The following is a 16,436-nucleotide window of genomic DNA, read 5'->3' as shown; positions in this document are numbered from 1 at the left end:
ACCGCTCGGCTCAAGTGCCGAGCGGTCCTCGTGCGCGTACGGCCACCAGTCCCGGGCAGCGGCGGCGCAGTTGCTGTTCCAGGCGCTGGTGCAGGGTGATCCAGGAGGCCGGGCAGCCGTGGCAGGCGCCGCCGAGCCGCACGGTGACGATGCCGTCGCGTACGCCGACCAGTTCGATGGCGCCGCCGTGGGAACCGGCGAACCGCCCGACCGTGCCGTCGAGGAGTTCTCGCGCAGCGCGGTACAACAGCGCGTCGTCGTCCGCGCCGTGGTCTCCGTCGGCCGGGATCCATCCCGCGCGGTCGTCGAGGGCGGCATGGATCGCGGTACGGACCCGGGCGCCCTCCTGGGGCCAGGAGCGGTCGGGGGCGAGCTCGGTGACGAGCGCGGCGGGCTCGGCCGTGACGCGGGCCAGGGTGCCGTCCGCGAGGAGTGCGGCCAGCGGTGCGGGGACCGCGTCCAGCGCGCCGGTGCAGCGCAGCGCACCGGCGGGCAGGATCCAGCGCAACTGCGCCGGACGGTCGAGGACTTGCTGCGGGTGAAGCGGAATCATCCGTGTCTCACCCGCCCAGCGCGGCGGTGGCCGTGGCCGCCGAATACGCCATGATCCAGGCCAGCCCGGTCAGATAGGTGAAGGCGATGGCCGGCCACTTCCAGCTGCCGGTCTCGCGCCGCATGACCGCGACGGTGGCCATGCACTGCAGCGCGTAGGCGAAGTAGACCAGCAGCGCGGCGATGGTCGGCGCGGTGAAGACGCGCTGCCCGGCACGCGGCCCGTCGGAGTACGTCATGGCCCGCAGCGCCTCCTTCGGGTGCTCGGAGTCCTCGGCGGCGGCGACCTGCCCGAGGGTGGCGACGAAGGTCTCCCGGGCCGCCTGGGCCGACATCACACCGACGTTGATGCGCCAGTCGAAGCCGAGCGGGTCGAAGACGGGGCCGACCAGGCGGCCGAGATCGGCGGCGTAGCTGTGGTCGACGGTGTACGCGGACACGGCGGTGGGGTTCGCGGTGTCGACGCCCTCGGCGCGCATCTGCGCCACCGAGTGCAGGGGCAGGTTCAGCAGCAGCCACAGCCCGATGCTGGTGGCCACGATGACGGTGGAGCACTTGCGCAGGAAGGCCTGTGCGGAGGAACCCATCGCGATCAGCACCGAGCGCGGCGCGGGCAGCCGGTAGGGCGGCATCTCCATGTAGAACGGCACGAGCGGGCCGCGCAGGTCCCCGATCTTCTTGAACACCCAGGCGGCGAGCATCGCGGAGACCGCGCCGAGCAGATACAGGCCGAACATGATCAGGCCCTGCGCGCCGAACGGGCCGACGTGTGCGGACGGGTCGACGAGCATGCCGATGAGCAGGACGTAGACCGGCAGCCGCGCCGAGCAGGTCACGAGTGGGGCGGCCATCATGGTCGCCAGGCGGTCCTTGGCCGAGGGCAGGGTGCGGGTGGCCATGATGCCGGGGATGGCGCAGGCGAACGACGACAGCAGGGCCACGAAGGCGCGGCCCTCCAGCCCGGCGCGGGCCATCACCCGGTCCATGAGGAAGGCGGCCCGCGACATGTAGCCGACACCCTCGAGCAGTGCGAGGAGCAGGAACAGCAGCAGGATCTGGGGGACGAACACCAGCACGCCGCCGACGCCGCCGATGAGGGCGTCGCCGAGCAGCCCGGACAGCCAGCGGTTGTCGACGTGGTCGGTGACCAGGCCGGACAGCCATCCGAAGAAGGTGTCGACACCGCCCTGGAGCGGGGCGGCGAGGGTGAACACGGTCTGGAAGAACAGCATCATCACCGCGAAGAACACGACCGTGCCCCAGAGCGGATGCAGCAGTACGGCGTCGACGCGCCGGGTGATCCGGTGCAGTTCGGGGGCCCGGTACCCGGCGAAGGCGAGCACCGACTCCGCCCAGGCGTCCCGTTCACCCGGCTCGGCGGGCGGGGTGAGCGGCGGGGACGTCCAGGCCTGCCATGCGGCGAGTCGCTCGCGCAGCCGGCCCAGGCCGTGCCCGCGGTGGCCGATCACCGGAACCACCGGCACGCCGAGGGCCTGGGCGAACGCGTCGATGTCCAGGCTCCCTTGACGGCGGGTCAGCTCGTCCATGAACGTGACGACCACGCAGGTGGGCAGGCCGCGCGCCAGCACCTGTGCGACCAGTCCCAGGGACCGCCGGAGTGTGGTGGCGTCCACCACGACGAGCAGCGCGTCGGGGCGGGTGGCGTGGTCCAGCCGTCCGTCCAGGACGTCGACCGTGATCTGTTCGTCCGGGCTGATCGGGGCCAGGCTGTAGGTGCCGGGCAGGTCCTCGACCACGCATGCGCGTCCCCCGGTGCGGCAGGTGCCGACGAACCGGGAGACGGTCACTCCGGGGTAGTTGCCGGTCTTGGCGTTCAGGCCGGTCAGTCCGTTGAAGATGCTGGTCTTGCCCGAGTTGGGGCTGCCGACCAGGGCGATCCGTGGCTCCTCGGTCAGGAGCCCGCCCGCCTCGTCGACGCCGTGACAGCCCGCGGTCACCGGTCCGCCCCGACCGTCCGCACACAGGCGGCCTCGGTGCGGCGCAGGCACACCTCGTAGTCCTTGACCCGGTAGACGACCGGATCGCGCAGCGGTGCCCGGCGTACGACCTCCACCGCCGCTCCGGGGGTGAAGCCGAGGTCGCCCAGACGCCGGGCCACCGCGGTCGACCGGACCGGAAGGACCTCGACCACGGTGGCCCGGGCTCCGGGCGGCAGATCGGCCAGGGACCGTATCCGGTCGGCGGAGAGTATCGCCGGCGCCGGACCGGCTCCCCGCTCGAAGTCCATGCCACCGCTGCGCATTCCTGCCTCCACCACGCCGAGCCGGGACGAGCCGGCCAACTGCCCTGTTCAGTAAGGCGAGGCTAACCTCACTGACTCCCGGCTTTCTGGGGCCCTTCCGCCCCAACCGGCGGGCCGTACGGCCCCATCACCCGGGAGCGAGGGGCCCGTTCGGCGCCTTCAGCGGTGGGTGATGACGAGCCGCCAGACCTCCGGACCCCGCTCCGTGTACTCCACGAAGAACCTGCCGGGCGAACGCTGTTCGATCTGCGCCAGCAGCGGCAGCGGGTCATGGTGCGCGACCAGGACGATCCCTCCGCCGACCCGGACCGAGTCCAGCGCGCCGAAGACCGTGGCGTGCCGCAGCGCGTGCGGGACCGACCGGACGTCCAGTTCGGGAACCTCCGGCTCGTCCCCGCCGCCACCACAGCCACAGACCCCGCCGCAGCCGCCGGCTCGCTCGCCGTCCTCCTCCGGTACGGTCCCGCCGTCGCCGGCGTCCAGGTCAGGCCCGCACAGTTCCCGCAGGCCGGCGACCACGGCGGACAGGGAGAGGCCCGGCTGTCCGGCGAGCAGGGGCAGCACGAGGTCGTTGTCCTTGGCGAAGTGCTCGCCGCAGAGCACCTCCAGCGCGCGGGCCTCCGCCGCGGCGGCACTCGCCGTGGGCGCCGCGCGCAGCGCGCCGACGAGGGCGAGGATGCCCCCGCGTTCGGAGATCAGGCTCTCGGCGAGCAGCCGCGCCTCGGTGACCTGGTGGGCGGCGGGGTAGAGAACCGTCTCCTCGGCGGCGAAGTACGGCAGGAGCACGCGTTCGCAGAAGTCGACGAGGCCGGTGCGGATGTCCTCCGCGGCGCCGGGATCGCGTTCGGCGGCCTGCCGCAGCATCGCGACGCGTCCGGCGAGCTCACCGGCCAATCGGGTGTGGTACGTCTCGGCGGCGGTGGCGGCCGCGGCTTCGTCGGGCGTCGACGCGAGAGTGACGGTGTTCATCTTCGATATCTCCAGCGGGTCTTGACCGGTCGCGTGCGACCGGGGCCGGTGAGGGGCCAGGTGCCGGCACACGCCCTGGATGCGGGCGGTGCCGGCACGGCGTACGGACCGGCCGCCTGGGTGGCCTGGCAGGCGGCCGGACGGTGACCGGACGGGAAGGACACCGCCCCGGCGGCGCCGCGTGATGCGAGAAGACGCGGCCGGCACCGGGCGCGGTATTCCGTGGCGCCTCCCCTTCCGATCCCCGGTCGAGCATCCCCGGCCGCCCGTCGGCGGCGCCTGGGCCGGGCGGGTCCGGCACCCTGGACCACTGGTCCTCGAAGGCCCACGGCGACAAGGGCCGGTCGGCCGCGCGACAGGGGCACTTCGGCCGGGTTGCGCCCGTCCCGGCTGCCTTACGGTTCGAACCCATGAAGAACGGCATCCCTGATCGCCGTCGTCAGGGCGGCGGTGTCGGCGAACCAGCCACCGTCCGAGTCCACGGAGAGACACCGCATGATCGTCGAAGACCTGCGCACGGCCTGCCGCAAGGATCCGGCACTGCACGGCATCCACGTGGCCGAGGTCCTGCTGTATCCGGGGCTCTGGGCCATCTGGTTCCACCGGCTCGCACACCGGCTGCACCGCACGGGTGTGCCGCTGCTGCCCCGGGCGCTGTCCCAGTTCTCCCGTGCCGTCACCGGCATAGAGATCCATCCGGGAGCCGTCATCGGCCGGCGCTGCTTCATCGACCACGGCATGGGCGTGGTGATCGGCGAGACGGCGGTGGTGGGGGACGACGTGATGCTCTACCACCGCGTGACGCTCGGCGGCACCGGCTGGTGGCGCGACCGCAAGGCCGCCAAGCGGCACCCCACCATCGGTGACCGGGTCGTCCTCGGCGTCGGCGCGACCGTACTCGGTCCCGTCCGCGTCGGCGACGACACGGTGATCGGCGCCCACGCCCTCGTCCTGACCGACGTCCCCGCCCACTCCGGCGTCCGCGCCGGTCCCCCGGACGTCACCACCCGCGCCCGCCCCGCCCCGGACCCGGCGGACCGGGCACCGGCAGCACCCCCGTCCCCGGCCGAAAGACCCCACGTCGCACCGTCTCCCGCGACCGAACGATCCCCAGAGGACAGCCATGCCAGCCATACACCCCTCGATCACGGCGCTCATCGGCCGGACACCCCTGGTGGAGCTGTCCCGGTACGGTGAGGACCTGCCGGCGCGCCTGGTCGCCAAACTGGAGTCCGGCAACCCGGGCGGCAGCGTCAAGGACCGCATCGCCCTGGCGATGGTCGAGGACGCCGAAGCCACCGGTGCCCTGCGGCCCGGACAGGGCATCGTCGAGCCGACCAGCGGCAACACGGGCATCGGGCTGGCCATGGTGGCCGCCGCCAAGGGCTACCGCGTCACCTTCACCATGCCCGAGAGCATGAGCGTCGAACGCCGGGCCCTGCTGCGCGCGTACGGTGCCGATCTGGTCCTCACCCCGGCGGCCGAGGGCATGACCGGAGCGGTCGCCCGGGCCGCCGAACTCGCCGCGGCCGAGGGCTGGTTCATGCCTCAGCAGTTCGCCAACCCCGCCAATCCGGAGGTCCACCGGCGCACCACCGCCGAGGAGATCTGGCAGGACACCGACGGACAGGTCGACATGCTGGTCGCCGGTGTCGGCACCGGTGGCACCGTCACCGGAGTCGGCCAGGTGCTGAAGCGGAAGAACCCGGCCGTCACCGTGGTGGCCGTGGAACCGGCCGAGTCCGCCGTACTCTCCGGCGGCACACCCGGCCCCCACGGCATCCAGGGCCTCGGCGCCGGCTTCGTTCCGGACGTGCTCGACACCTTCGTCTACGACGCCGTGTGCCGGGTCGCCGTCGCCGAAGCCCGCGCACAGGCGCGCCGGCTCGCCCGTACCGAGGGCATCCTCGCCGGCGTCTCCGGGGGCGCGGCGCTGCACGCAGCCACGACCGTGGCGCGCCACCCGCGGCACAAGGACGCCCTGATCGTCGTGGTCCTGCCCGACACGGGCGAGCGCTACCTGAGCACCCCGCTCTTCCAGGATTAGTAGGAACGACACCCAGCGAGGAAGAACACCCATGACCCACACCAACCGCGGAGCCGACACCCTGCTCAAGGCGATGGGCGCGGCGCTGCTGGCCGCCGGGCCCGTGATGCTGTGGCGCAGCCGCAGCGGCCGGAACGAGATCCGCACCGAACTGGCGGCCCAGAAGATCACTTTCCCCGAGCGCGGACTGCCCGCCCACCTGGCGCCGTTCGCCGGCCGGCCCCTCGCGACCGGGCCCGAGGCGCGGGCCTTCGCCGACATGATCAAGGGGAACCTGGCCCGCGCGACCGACGGCCGCACCTACTCCGAGATCACCGCGGAACTGCACGCCGCCGGGAACGACGAGAAGCTCGCCAAACTCCGCCAAACCGCGTTCATGGCCGAGACGTTGCGTGCCTCGCTGATGTCCGCCTACCAGGCCTGGCAACTGACGTCCCTGGTCACCGGCCTGGGCGCACTGCTGACAGGGCTGGGCGCGGCACTCGTCGTCGCGCCCCGGGGCGACGCCGCCACCGGGGCCGCCGCGGTGCTCCCCGTACTGAAGGACCGCAGCTGACGGACCGCAGCTGACGGACCGCGAGCAGGTCGGGGAGCGTCCGCCACGCCCCGGACACGGCCGGCGCACCTGGCGGGCCAGCACTCGGTGCGGGCCGACGCCGGGGACGTGGCGGAAGACCGTCCAGGACGCAGAGCGGATGGCCGGACGGTGACCGGCCGGGAGCGCGCCGCAGGGCACGACCTTGCATTGGAGAAGACGAGGCCGCACAGCCGCCACGCGGCGGTACGTGTCGCCACCCGGCCGGTCGCGGACCAGCCTCCCGTGCCGCCGACGGCACGGCATGGGCCGTACGGCCCCCTTCACACCGCCCATCGGTCCCTTCTCTCAGGGGGACCAGGGACGTTCGGCCCCAGCCCCGGCACCGGGGCAGCGCCTAACGTTCCCGACCATGGAGAACGATCACCCGTGGACGCCGTCCGCCACCCAACGCCGTACCCCCAGCCCCGTATGACGCCGTCGCACTCCGCAGGGACCGGCAGACGCATCGGCTGGCTCCTGCTGCTGACCGGCACCATCGGCTGGCTCGCCTCGCTCCGTCTGAGCATCGACGACTGGCGCGTGCTCAAGAACCCGGGCTACCGGCCGAGTTGCAACATCAGCCCGGTCGTCGGCTGCGACACCTCCATGGCCAGCTGGCAGGGCAACCTCTTCGGCTTCCCCAACATGCTGCTCGGCCTGGGCGCCTTCGCCGCCGTCGCCGCGCTCGGCGTGGCGGTGCTCGCCGGAGCCCGCCTGCACCGGACACTCCTGCTCGCCCTCAACGCCGGGACGCTCGTCGGGATCGTGTTCACGCACTGGCTGATCCAGCAGTCGCTGTTCGAACTCAACCGGCTGTGCCCCTACTGCGCCGTCGTCTGGGTCGTCACCATCGCGCTGTTCTGGTACGTCACGCTGCACAATCTCAAGTACGGCGTCATCCCCGTCCCGGCGGCGGGCCGCAGCACCCTGAACCTGGTGCTGGAGTCCCACTGGTTGCTGCTGGCCGCCTGGTACGGCGTGATCGTCATGCTCGTCCTCACCCGGTTCTGGTCCTACTGGAGCAGCCTGCTGTGACCGAGCCGCCCCCCCCCGAATAATTCCGTGTCCCCCGCGGTGACCGTGAGGCAAGATGCCAGGCATGTATCCAGACGACTCCGAGCGGGTCACCCTGTTCGTCTACGAGAACGTCGACGGCTCCCCGAGGGCCGGGCGGCTGATGGCGGATTGACTGCGCGACCGGGGCATCGACTGGTGGCCCTTCACGGAGCAGGACATCTGGGTCGACCTCCTGTGCGGGAAACATCCCGACGGGCGTCCGTGGGGCACCATCGTCGTCCGCGTCCGCGCGGACACCCTGCGGCGACTGGGCCTGCACCCGGATCAGCCGACCTCGGCCCCGGCGGACCCGTTGCCGCCCAAGTGGTGGGGTAGGTGGGGGCGATGACCGACGATGAGCAGCTGTTCGCCGGCAACCTGGTCAGCAAGCGGCTGCTGCGGGTGACCACGTCCTGGCACGTATCCGGCGAGGCCGAGCCTTCGCTGCTGCACCTGTGGCTCCACCTGGAGGGACTCGGCCCGGTGCACTTCCACACGCCCGGCACCGGCCTGTCCCTCCGGACCGGCCGGCCCCCGGGGCCGTACTCCATGGAGCGGTACGGCGACGTCGTGGTCGTCGACGACCCGCCGGACGTCCCGGTGACCCGATTCCTCGGTGAGCCGATCCGTTCCGCCCGGGAGATTCGGTATCGGGACGCCCACGGCGATTTCCCGGCCGGCCTCACTCTCCGGTTCGCCACCGGGAGCGTCCGCCTGCTCGCCCTGGACGACGATCTCCTGCTCGCCCACGACCAGCACCTGGGCCCTGTCGAGGCCCACCTGCACGAGGACACGGTTCTCGCCCGGGTCGTCCAGACCTGCGGGGAATGCCCGTCGCAGTGGGACGCGTGGACGACCAGTGGCCAGTACCTCTATCTGCGGTACCGGCACGGGGAGGGAAGCGTGGAGCAGCATCCGAGCGAGGACTGCGACACATGGGACGGCGAGGAGTCCAGCCTCTGGACGCAGTGGGACGACGGGACCGACGGCGGCCACATCGAACTCGCCGATTTCCTCGCCGCGGCCGGGCTACGGCTGGCACCCGACGCGCAGGTTTCGCCGGGTTGAGCGAGCCGAACCGAGCGCCGAGCTCAGGCTCATGCGGGTGATCGGAGGGAGTAAACCCACCTGGCCCCCTACTGGGTGCGGGCCGTGTGGGGTGGTGTGACGCTGGGCGTGTCCCCATCCGGAGCAAGAGAACGGAGGTCAGCATGCGCAAGCCGACAGGTACCGCGAGCATGCGACTGGACCCTCATGTGTGGGGCGTGCTCGAAGACCGAGGGGTGAGTGTCTCCCCCATCGCACCCGCCGCCCCGCTGAACGGCCCGCTGCCGGGAGTGAAGTTCTCGATGGGCAGCGGGGAGGTGAACCCGACCGGCAACGGCGAGGCCAGTTTCCCGGGCGGGATCCGACTGGAGAACGACGAAGGAGCGTTCATCGAGTTGACCCATCCCCGCGGGACGATTCCCCACGGCAGGGTCGACTTCGCGGTCAAGACCAGCAATGGCAACAGCGCCCAGCGGGTCCAGGCCTTCGAGTACTCCTTGGTCAACACCCTTGAGGTGGCGCCGCTGGAGCTGTCGTTCGCCATCCACGACACCCAACTGAAGGCCACCCAGGACTTCGCGGATCTCATCGCCGACGTCCTGGACGTGGCGGCCGTCGACGCGGGTGACGTCTTCGCCATCGCGTCCGCCGAGTTCGGGCTCAAGAAGGCATAGGGCCGGTCCGCAGGATCACGTCGCGGACACGAGCGGGGGTGCCCCAACTCCGTCGAGGGGGCGGCCGGGCGTTCTCGCTCACGGCTCCTTCCGCCCGGCCGGGACCGACGACTCCGTGGCTCCCGCCTCAAGGCACAGGCCGTGAACGGCGGCTTCACGGCCCACCGCCCCTGAAGTCGCTCAGGCGAACTCCCCCAGGATCCTGCCCGTGTACGCGGCCAGCTCCGCCCGCAGGTGCTCCCGGGACATGCCCCGGTCGACCAGATGGTCGACGAGATCGGCGCGTACGGCCGCGAGCAGCGCGTGCGCCGCGAAGTCAGCGCCCTTGAACCCGGGCAGCTGCTCCAGTACGCGGTGAAGCGTGTCGTGCCACCAGTCGTAGTGCTCCGCGCTGTACGGGCTGTCGCTGCCCGTCCCCTCCAGCGCCAGGGAAAGGTGCCGGTGGTCGAGCTTGAAGCACAGGACGGCGTCGAGCAGGGCGGGGACACGCTCCATCGCCGGGGTGTCGGGCCCGAGTGGGGGCGGACCGTCCATGACGGCGTGGCGAATCGGTTCGAGGCGGGTCTCGTAGAGCGCGCGGATCAGGCCGGTGCGGTCGGTGAAGCCCCGGAAGAGGGTCGCCTTGCCGACGCCGGCGGCGGTCGCGATGTCGGCCATCGTCACCTGCTCGGGCCGCTCGCAGCTCGCGAAGAGCCGGTCGGCGGCCGCGAGGACGGCCTCGCGGTTGCGTGCGGCGTCCGCACGGGGCTTGCGCTCGGACACGGGCTTCCTCCAGTTGAGTAAACGGACCCTGGGTCCGTATCTTCGAGGCGTTAAGCGGACCTCGGGTCCGTATCGTATCGGAGGGACCCCCATGACCACGCCTACGCAACCGGCGGACCTGTACCGCCACGGCCTGCGCCTGTTGCTCGACAAGGACATCTCCGCCTGGGTCGAGCTGTGGGCGCAGGACGGCGTCTTCGAGTTCCCCTTCGCCCCCGAAGGCCGGCCGAAGCGACTGGAGGGCAAAGCCGCCGTCGCCGACTACATGCGCGACTATCCCGACCACATCGACCTGCACGACTTCCCCGAACTGAAGATCCACCGGACCGACGATCCGGAGACGATCGTGGTCGAGATGCGCGGGGTGGGGCAGCTGGTCCCGAGCGGAGCGCCCTTCGACATGACCTACATAGCCGTCGTGACGGTCGTGGGCGGCCGCATCACTCACTACCGCGACTACTGGAACCCGCTCGCCGTCCCCCAGGACGGCTCGGCCGACTTCACCCGGAGCGGCCGATGAACACGCCCGTCACCGCCCTGGTCATCGGCGCCACCGGCAACACCGGCGGCCGCGTGACCCGACAGCTCGCCGCCCGGGGACACCGGGTCAAGGCGGCCAGTCGAGGCGCCACCGACGTCCAGGGGGCGCAGGGTGTCCGCTTCGACTGGTTCGACAGCTCGACGTACGAACAGGCCTTGAGCGGCGCGGACGGCGTCTACCTCGTCCCGCCCCTGGCCTCCGCCGACCCTGCCGGCATCATGCTGCCCTTCCTGGAGCAGGCCCGGGCGTGTGGAGTGCGCCGCGCCGTACTGCTCAGCTCCTCGGCGATCCCCGCCGGCGGCCCGGCCGTCGGACAAGTGCACCAGGCCTTGCCCGACCTGTTCGACGAGTGGGCGGTACTGCGGCCGTCCTGGTTCATGCAGAACCTCACCGGCGACCACCTGCACGCCCGGAGCATCCGCGAGGAGGGCACGATCCGGACCGCGACGGGCGAGGGGCGCGTGGCCTTCATCGACGCCGACGACATCGCGGCCGTCGCCGCCCACGCGCTGACCGATGCCCAGGCTCCCGACACCGACCTGGTCATCACCGGCCCCGAGGCGCTGAGCTACGGCGAGGTCGCGTCCGTCCTCAGCGAGGTGACCGGCCGCGCCGTCACCCACCAGCGGCTGACGTACGAGCAGATGCGCGAGCACCTGGCCCGGACGATGCCGCTTGAGTTCGCCGCCCTGCTCGCCGGCATGGACAGAGCCATCGCCGAGGGAGCCGAGGACCGCGTCACCGACACCGTCCTGCGCATCACCGGCCGCCGGCCGCGCGGCTTCCGCGAGCACGCGGAACACCGCTGACAGCTCGCCACGGCACTCGCGGAGGCGGACCATGGAGGTGGAGCGACGAAGGAGGCCTCCCATGAAGACCGGAGCCTCGGATTACGACACCTACCTGTACTCGCACACCCCGTCGCAGGCCGAAGGAGAGCGCGACGAACCGAGCGAGCGCAGCGCCATGGAACAGCACCCGGACGTACCCCGCACGGAGCCTTCGCAGGCGGAGGGCGAGCGGGCCGTGGACGACTGAACGGGCGCGCACCCCGCATCGTCGAGCCGGGTCCGCTACGGGCCCGGCTTGACGGTCTTCATCGTGAAGTGCGACGTGACGTTCTTGATCCGCGGGATGGTCATGACCCGCTGGCTGAGGAACGTCTCGTACGCGGGCAGGTCGGCGACGGCCACCCGCACGAAATAGTCGGGCGAGCCGAACAGCCGGCGCAGCTCCAACACCTCCTCCGCCCGCGCCAGGGTCTCCTCGAAGCGCGCGACGGTCTCCGCGTCCTGCGACTCCAGACTGAGGTCGAGCAGCACCTCGAAGGACCGGTCCCGGGCGACCGGGTCGATCACCGCGCGGTAGCCCCGGATGACCCCGTCGGCCTCCAACCGCTGGACGCGCCGCAGGCAGGGCCCGGTGGTCAGCCCGACCCGTTGTGCCAGTTCGACGTTCGTCAGCCGCCCGTCCCGCTCCAGCTCGGCGATGATTGCTTCATCAATGGCATCCATGGCAGAAGATTGCACCAGCGGACGGCTGGCGAGCAATCTTTGCAACCACATGTCGCGGCTTCTACGCGACCATGGACGTGTGCAGCAACACCAGATCGCCGCAGGCGTCCGTGACTCCTTCTCCGCCGGACTCGGGATCTTCCCCCTGGGCATCGCGCTCGGCCTGCTGATCCTCCAGGCCGGCCTGCCCTGGTGGCTCACCCCGGCGCTGTCCCTGGCCGCGTTCGCCGGTTCGCTGGAGCTGCTGCTGGTGGGCATGCTGGCCGCCGTCACACCGCCGGCCGCGGTCGCGCTGACCGTGCTGGTGGTCAACTTCCGGCACGTCTTCTACGCGTTCTCGTTCCCCCTGCACCTGGTCAGGCACCCGGTGGCGAAGGCGTACGCCGTCTACGCGATGATCGACGAGGCGTACGCGGTGAGCGCCTCCCTGCCCGAGCACAAGCGCTCCGCGCCCCGTCTGCTGGCGATGCAGCTCGCCTGCGAGGCGTACTGGGTCGGCGGCGGCCTGGTCGGCGTCGCGCTGGGCAGCGCGCTGCCCGCCCCGATCGAGGGCCTGGAATTCGCCCTGTGCGCGCTGTTCACCGTGCTCACCCTGGACGCCTTCCGCTCCCGCCAGCAGATCCCCTCGGCGCTGCTCGCCTGCACCGGCGTCTCCGTCGCGCTGCTACTGACCCCCGGCGTCGCCCTGTTCACGGCGCTGCTGCTGTTCGTCGGCCTGCTCCTCGGCCGCCACGCCCTCATGTCCCGGAGGCCCGCCGATGCCTAGCACCACGTACCTGATCACCGTCCTGGCGATCGTCTTCACCGTCACCTTCGCCCTGCGCGCCCTCCCCTTCGCGCTCCTCGGCAGGCTCCGCGGCTCGGCACTGGTCCAGCGGCTGTCGGTGTGGATGCCGGTCGGCATCCTCCTGATCCTCGCCGTGACCGCCCTGCACGGCACGATGACCAAGGACCCGAACGGCGCCTGGTACGCGCTGCTCGCGGTGGCCGTCACCATCGGCGTCCACCTGGCCCTCGGGCGCCGCACGATCCTCAGCGTGGGCATGGGCACCGCCGTCTACGTCGTGCTGCTCAATGCCGTGTGAGCGACCGGCGGACCGGAAACATGGACCCGAGGAGAGGCATTCGGTGAATCCCGGCAGTTATTACGAGCGCATCGACGACCACCGCTACAAGCCCACCCCGCACGCCGGCGGCGCCTGGGCCCTCGACGAGCAGCACTTCAGTCCGCTCGGCGGCCTGGTCGTCCACGCCATCGACCGTCATCTGGCCGCACGCCCGGGCCCCGGGCTGCTCCTGTCCCGCATCAGCTACGACATCCTCGGGCGGCTCGCCCTCGACGAGTGCGAGATCCGGGTGGCGACGGTCCGCCCCGGCCGCACCATCGAACTCGTGGAAGCCGTCGTCCGGATCGCCGACCGCCCGGTGGTCCGCGCCCGCGCCTGGCTGCTGGCCGCCCTCGACACCAGCGCCGTGGCAGGCGGCCCCGACGAACGGCTCGCCCCGCCCGACTCACTCGCCCCGTGGCCCATGACCGACGTGTGGCCGGGCGGCTACATCGCCTCCCTCGACGTCCGCCCCCTCGGCGAACCCCGGCCGGGCCGCACCACCGCCTGGGTCTCCACGCCGCTCGCCCTCGTCGCCGGCGAGCCCAGCAGCCCGCTCGCGTCCTACCTCGCCCTCGTCGACACGGCCAACGGCATCGCCGTACGGCAGCCGCCCACGGCGTGGATGTTCCCCAACGTCGACCTGACCGTCCACCTCCACCGCCCACCCGGGGGTGACTGGACCGGCCTGGACACCACCGTCACCTTCGGCCCCACCGGCCAGGGCCTCACCAGCACGGTGCTGCACGACATCGACGGCCCGGTCGGCCACGCCCAGCAGATCCTCACCGTCCGCCCTCGGCCGGAGCACTGACCGAGCCCGCCGCGTGTCGTCCCCGCGACGGCGCGCACACCGCGGCCCCAGTGATCACACTCGTGGTACGGGTCCTCACACCCCGGTGATCCCCCCGCTCCCCCACGCAGAAGGAACCCGACTGATGGCTGCCAGCAACCTCGTGCTCCTGTCCAACGCCGGCGACGTGGGCCGCAAGGTCCTCGAGGACCTGCGCGCGCGGGATGTGCCCGTACGCGTGATGGTCCGCCGCGACGACGAGCGTGCGGCCGGGCTGCGCGCACTCGGCGTGGAGACGGTCGTCGGCGACCTGACGCGGCCCGAGACCGTGGCGGCCGCACTGGAGGGTGTGGGGCGGATGTACTTCGCGATGTCCGTGTCACCGGACCAGCTCCTGGCGGCGACCGTGGTGGCCAGCGTGGCGCGCGAGTACGGGGATCTGGACGCCTTGATCGACATGTCGCAGATGACGGTGTCCCAGATGACCGCCATCAGCACCGGCGAGTCGAACCAGCAGCGGCTCCACTGGCTGTCGGAGCAGGTACTGAACTGGTCGGGTCTCCCGGTGGTGCACATCCGGCCGACGTCGTTCCTCGACAATCCGCTGTTCACCACGCTGGCGGCACGTTCCATCCAGGAGAACGGCACGCTCGCACTGCCCTTCGGCACCGGACGCACCTCGCCGATCGCCACGGAGGACGTCGCCCGAGTGGTCGCCACCGTGCTGCGCGACCCGGCCGCACACATCGGCCACGTCTACGAGCTCACCGGGCCCCAGACCCTCGACATGACGCAGATCGCCGAGCAGTTCTCGCGGGCGTTGGGCCGCCCGGTGACCTACGTGGACGTACCGCTGGACCAGTGGCGACAGGACGTCCTCGCCAAGGCCGGCCTGCCACCGCACACCGAGCAGCACATCGCCACCATGGCCCGCCTGCACCGGGAGAACCGCTACGACCGCATCTCCGACGACGTCGAACGCCTGACGGGCGAACCGGCCCGGACGGTCGAGTCGTTCGTGGCCGCCCGCAAGGACTTCTACCTTGGCTGAACACACACCGTCCGGTCGACCAGCCGTGTGATCGGCTGGTCGACCGGACCGGCTCCGCGGATCAGAACTGCTCGACGAAGTACGGCTCGACGGTCATCCAGCCGTTGCCCCTCGCGCCGTTGAGGCGGCCCGAGGAGGTGCGGGCGAGGGTGTACCAGGACTCGACGTAGTCCGGGTCGTCGGTGAACCAGGAGTCGGGCATCGCGCTCAGTACCGCGTTCACCAGCGGGATGTAGGTTCCCTGGTCCGTGATGGTGAGCAGGGCCGTGGTGATCGCCTGGGCGAGGGCCTTGTAGTTGGTGCCGTCGTCGTCCTCCATCATGACGACGTCGGCGAGGTTGTACTTGTAGTTGGACCAGTTGACCAGGATCTGGTTGGGGTAGTAGACGGTGTTGTCGTAGTCCAGGTACGGCATGTCGACCGAGTCGACGCGGGCCTTGCCGTCGAGACCGAAGCCGGTCACGAGGGAGAACATCTCGGCCGCGCCCTTGAACCAGGGCTCCTCGTCGTCCCGTACCTCGATCGCGTCGACCTTGGTGGCCCACCAGCCCGCCGCGGCCGTGGTGTTCAGGGCGCCGGACCGCGTCTGGGGCTTGCTGAGCCCCTTGGCGACCAGCTCCTTGTGCAGCAACGCGAGCCCTGCCCGGTGGGCCTTGGAGACGTCGATGTCGACGATGTACAGGGGCCGGTCCGGCACCTTGCTCGTGTCGATGGTGTGGCGCCGGCCCTGGCTGTCGTAGGCCGTGAGGGTCTTGGCGTGGTCGTCCGTGGCGGCGACGGCGACCCAGGGGGCGCTCGCGGCGGTGAGGTGCGGGCGCATGGACTGCGCGCCCAGGCGTATGCGCAGCATGGAGCCGGTCCGCGCCGGAAGCCCCTTGAGGGAGAGGATGCGCTGGTCGGCGCCGGCGACCGCGGACTTGAGCCCCGTGCCCGCTGTGTCGGCAGCCTTGCCGGTCAGGGCGTGCAGGTCCACTTCGCCCCTCTTGAGGACGGCCTCCCTGACCTGCTCCCGCCACTGCTGAGACAGCAGAGAGGAGGCCACGGTGCGGGCGATGCCCTCCTCGACGCCGAACACCGGGGACTGCCGGGAGGCGGACGTCTTGGCCTCGGACATCGGCGCCGCCGAGGCGGCCGCGGTCGGCTGGAGCGTCCCGATGGCGAGGGCCGCCAGCGTCGCGCCGATGAGGGTGGCGTTGCGTCTCTTTCTCGCTGTGCTCACGGGGATCCTCCTGTGATCGAGCACTGATGCACCGGGGTTGGCGGTGCGACGGTGAAAGGAGCGAGGGTCCCTCGCGGTGCGGACCGCTCGGGATCGTGCCTCCGCCCGGCATCACACCCGGCGGACAATTGTGTTGCGTCCATGACAAGTCAATCGACTGATGGACGCGCGTAGATTTCTGCCAACACTGGCCTGGAGACATGAAGTTGGACGTACCGCGATGGGTGCGTGGTGCGAACTCCGGCGTACGGAACCGGGTTCGGCC

General features: G+C 71.3%; 20 protein-coding genes. 13 read left to right on the top strand and 7 right to left on the bottom strand.

What is annotated here, in order from left to right:
• Positions 1 to 10: 10 nt before the first annotated feature.
• From IPZ69_RS18750 to IPZ69_RS18735, 4 genes are all read right to left on the bottom strand, one after another.
• Positions 11 to 553 carry a NifU family protein gene (locus IPZ69_RS18750; protein ID WP_235455290.1) on the bottom strand — a complete coding sequence of 181 codons (543 nt, stop codon included), beginning with the start codon at positions 551 to 553 and terminating at the stop codon, positions 11 to 13.
• Between the two features lie 7 nt (positions 554 to 560).
• Positions 561 to 2,510, bottom strand: coding sequence for a ferrous iron transporter B (gene feoB / locus IPZ69_RS18745; RefSeq protein ID WP_235455289.1), 1,950 nt, complete (start codon positions 2,508 to 2,510; stop codon positions 561 to 563).
• On the bottom strand, positions 2,507 to 2,815 hold the full coding sequence (locus IPZ69_RS18740) for a FeoA family protein (protein WP_235455288.1): 309 nt from the start codon (positions 2,813 to 2,815) through the stop codon (positions 2,507 to 2,509). Before IPZ69_RS18740 ends, feoB begins: the two co-directional genes overlap by 4 nt.
• Positions 2,816 to 2,974: 159 nt before the next feature.
• Positions 2,975 to 3,784, bottom strand: a complete 810-nt coding sequence (locus IPZ69_RS18735; RefSeq protein ID WP_235455287.1) for a DUF2249 domain-containing protein — start codon at positions 3,782 to 3,784, stop codon at positions 2,975 to 2,977.
• 495 nt (positions 3,785 to 4,279) lie between these two features.
• Here IPZ69_RS18735 and epsC point away from each other — a divergent pair, with 495 nt between their 5' ends.
• The 6 genes from epsC to IPZ69_RS18705 all read left to right on the top strand — a co-directional run bounded on the left by epsC (position 4,280) and on the right by IPZ69_RS18705 (position 9,185).
• Positions 4,280 to 4,981 carry a serine O-acetyltransferase EpsC gene (gene epsC / locus IPZ69_RS18730; protein WP_235455286.1) on the top strand — a complete coding sequence of 234 codons (702 nt, stop codon included), beginning with the start codon at positions 4,280 to 4,282 and terminating at the stop codon, positions 4,979 to 4,981.
• Positions 4,908 to 5,831, top strand: coding sequence for a cysteine synthase A (gene cysK / locus IPZ69_RS18725; RefSeq protein ID WP_235455285.1), 924 nt, complete (start codon positions 4,908 to 4,910; stop codon positions 5,829 to 5,831). Before epsC ends, cysK begins: the two co-directional genes overlap by 74 nt.
• 31 nt (positions 5,832 to 5,862) lie before the next feature.
• The gene (locus IPZ69_RS18720; protein WP_235455284.1) at positions 5,863 to 6,387 is read left to right on the top strand and encodes a hypothetical protein; all 525 of its coding nucleotides are present in this window, start codon (positions 5,863 to 5,865) and stop codon (positions 6,385 to 6,387) included.
• 408 nt (positions 6,388 to 6,795) lie between these two features.
• Positions 6,796 to 7,443: a vitamin K epoxide reductase family protein gene (locus IPZ69_RS18715; protein WP_235455283.1), complete on the top strand. Its 648-nt coding sequence runs from the start codon at positions 6,796 to 6,798 to the stop codon at positions 7,441 to 7,443.
• 366 nt (positions 7,444 to 7,809) lie between these two features.
• On the top strand, positions 7,810 to 8,532 hold the full coding sequence (locus IPZ69_RS18710; protein ID WP_235455282.1) for a hypothetical protein: 723 nt from the start codon (positions 7,810 to 7,812) through the stop codon (positions 8,530 to 8,532).
• Positions 8,533 to 8,675: 143 nt separating this feature from the next.
• A complete protein-coding gene (locus IPZ69_RS18705) occupies positions 8,676 to 9,185 on the top strand; it encodes a hypothetical protein (protein ID WP_235455281.1) in 510 nt (169 codons plus the stop codon).
• 180 nt (positions 9,186 to 9,365) lie between these two features.
• Here the strand turns inward: IPZ69_RS18705 and IPZ69_RS18700 are convergent, their stop codons facing one another.
• On the bottom strand, positions 9,366 to 9,947 hold the full coding sequence (locus IPZ69_RS18700; RefSeq protein ID WP_235455280.1) for a TetR/AcrR family transcriptional regulator: 582 nt from the start codon (positions 9,945 to 9,947) through the stop codon (positions 9,366 to 9,368).
• 91 nt (positions 9,948 to 10,038) lie between these two features.
• Between IPZ69_RS18700 and IPZ69_RS18695 the strand changes: the two genes are divergently transcribed.
• The 3 genes from IPZ69_RS18695 (at position 10,039) to IPZ69_RS18685 (ending at position 11,526) form a co-directional block, all read left to right on the top strand.
• Entirely contained in the window at positions 10,039 to 10,467 is a 429-nt protein-coding gene (locus IPZ69_RS18695) for a nuclear transport factor 2 family protein (RefSeq protein ID WP_235455279.1), read from the top strand.
• Positions 10,464 to 11,297 carry an NmrA family NAD(P)-binding protein gene (locus tag IPZ69_RS18690; protein WP_235455278.1) on the top strand — a complete coding sequence of 278 codons (834 nt, stop codon included), beginning with the start codon at positions 10,464 to 10,466 and terminating at the stop codon, positions 11,295 to 11,297. The genes IPZ69_RS18695 and IPZ69_RS18690 overlap by 4 nt, the downstream gene beginning before the upstream one ends.
• Positions 11,298 to 11,358: 61 nt before the next feature.
• Positions 11,359 to 11,526 (top strand): hypothetical protein, encoded by a 168-nt coding sequence (locus tag IPZ69_RS18685; RefSeq protein WP_235455277.1) that lies wholly within the window; start codon positions 11,359 to 11,361, stop codon positions 11,524 to 11,526.
• Positions 11,527 to 11,561: 35 nt separating this feature from the next.
• Here the strand turns inward: IPZ69_RS18685 and IPZ69_RS18680 are convergent, their stop codons facing one another.
• Positions 11,562 to 12,002 (bottom strand): Lrp/AsnC family transcriptional regulator, encoded by a 441-nt coding sequence (locus tag IPZ69_RS18680; RefSeq protein WP_235455276.1) that lies wholly within the window; start codon positions 12,000 to 12,002, stop codon positions 11,562 to 11,564.
• Between the two features lie 79 nt (positions 12,003 to 12,081).
• Here IPZ69_RS18680 and IPZ69_RS18675 point away from each other — a divergent pair, with 79 nt between their 5' ends.
• The 4 genes from IPZ69_RS18675 (at position 12,082) to IPZ69_RS18660 (ending at position 14,952) form a co-directional block, all read left to right on the top strand.
• The gene (locus tag IPZ69_RS18675; RefSeq protein ID WP_235455275.1) at positions 12,082 to 12,768 is read left to right on the top strand and encodes an AzlC family ABC transporter permease; all 687 of its coding nucleotides are present in this window, start codon (positions 12,082 to 12,084) and stop codon (positions 12,766 to 12,768) included.
• Positions 12,761 to 13,087 carry a branched-chain amino acid transporter permease gene (locus IPZ69_RS18670; RefSeq protein ID WP_235455274.1) on the top strand — a complete coding sequence of 109 codons (327 nt, stop codon included), beginning with the start codon at positions 12,761 to 12,763 and terminating at the stop codon, positions 13,085 to 13,087. Before IPZ69_RS18675 ends, IPZ69_RS18670 begins: the two co-directional genes overlap by 8 nt.
• Positions 13,077 to 13,922, top strand: a complete 846-nt coding sequence (locus tag IPZ69_RS18665; protein ID WP_268834740.1) for a thioesterase family protein — start codon at positions 13,077 to 13,079, stop codon at positions 13,920 to 13,922. Before IPZ69_RS18670 ends, IPZ69_RS18665 begins: the two co-directional genes overlap by 11 nt.
• A gap of 124 nt (positions 13,923 to 14,046) precedes the next feature.
• On the top strand, positions 14,047 to 14,952 hold the full coding sequence (locus IPZ69_RS18660) for an NmrA family NAD(P)-binding protein (RefSeq protein WP_235455272.1): 906 nt from the start codon (positions 14,047 to 14,049) through the stop codon (positions 14,950 to 14,952).
• Positions 14,953 to 15,013: 61 nt separating this feature from the next.
• Here the strand turns inward: IPZ69_RS18660 and IPZ69_RS18655 are convergent, their stop codons facing one another.
• Positions 15,014 to 16,171 (bottom strand): DUF3103 family protein, encoded by a 1,158-nt coding sequence (locus IPZ69_RS18655; RefSeq protein ID WP_235455271.1) that lies wholly within the window; start codon positions 16,169 to 16,171, stop codon positions 15,014 to 15,016.
• Positions 16,172 to 16,436 lie beyond the last annotated feature (265 nt).

The sequence above is a fragment of the Streptomyces olivochromogenes genome, assembly GCF_021538895.1.
Taxonomy (GTDB): Bacteria; Actinomycetota; Actinomycetes; order Streptomycetales; family Streptomycetaceae; genus Streptomyces; species Streptomyces olivochromogenes_A.
This window is presented reverse-complemented; position numbering and strand designations above follow the sequence as displayed.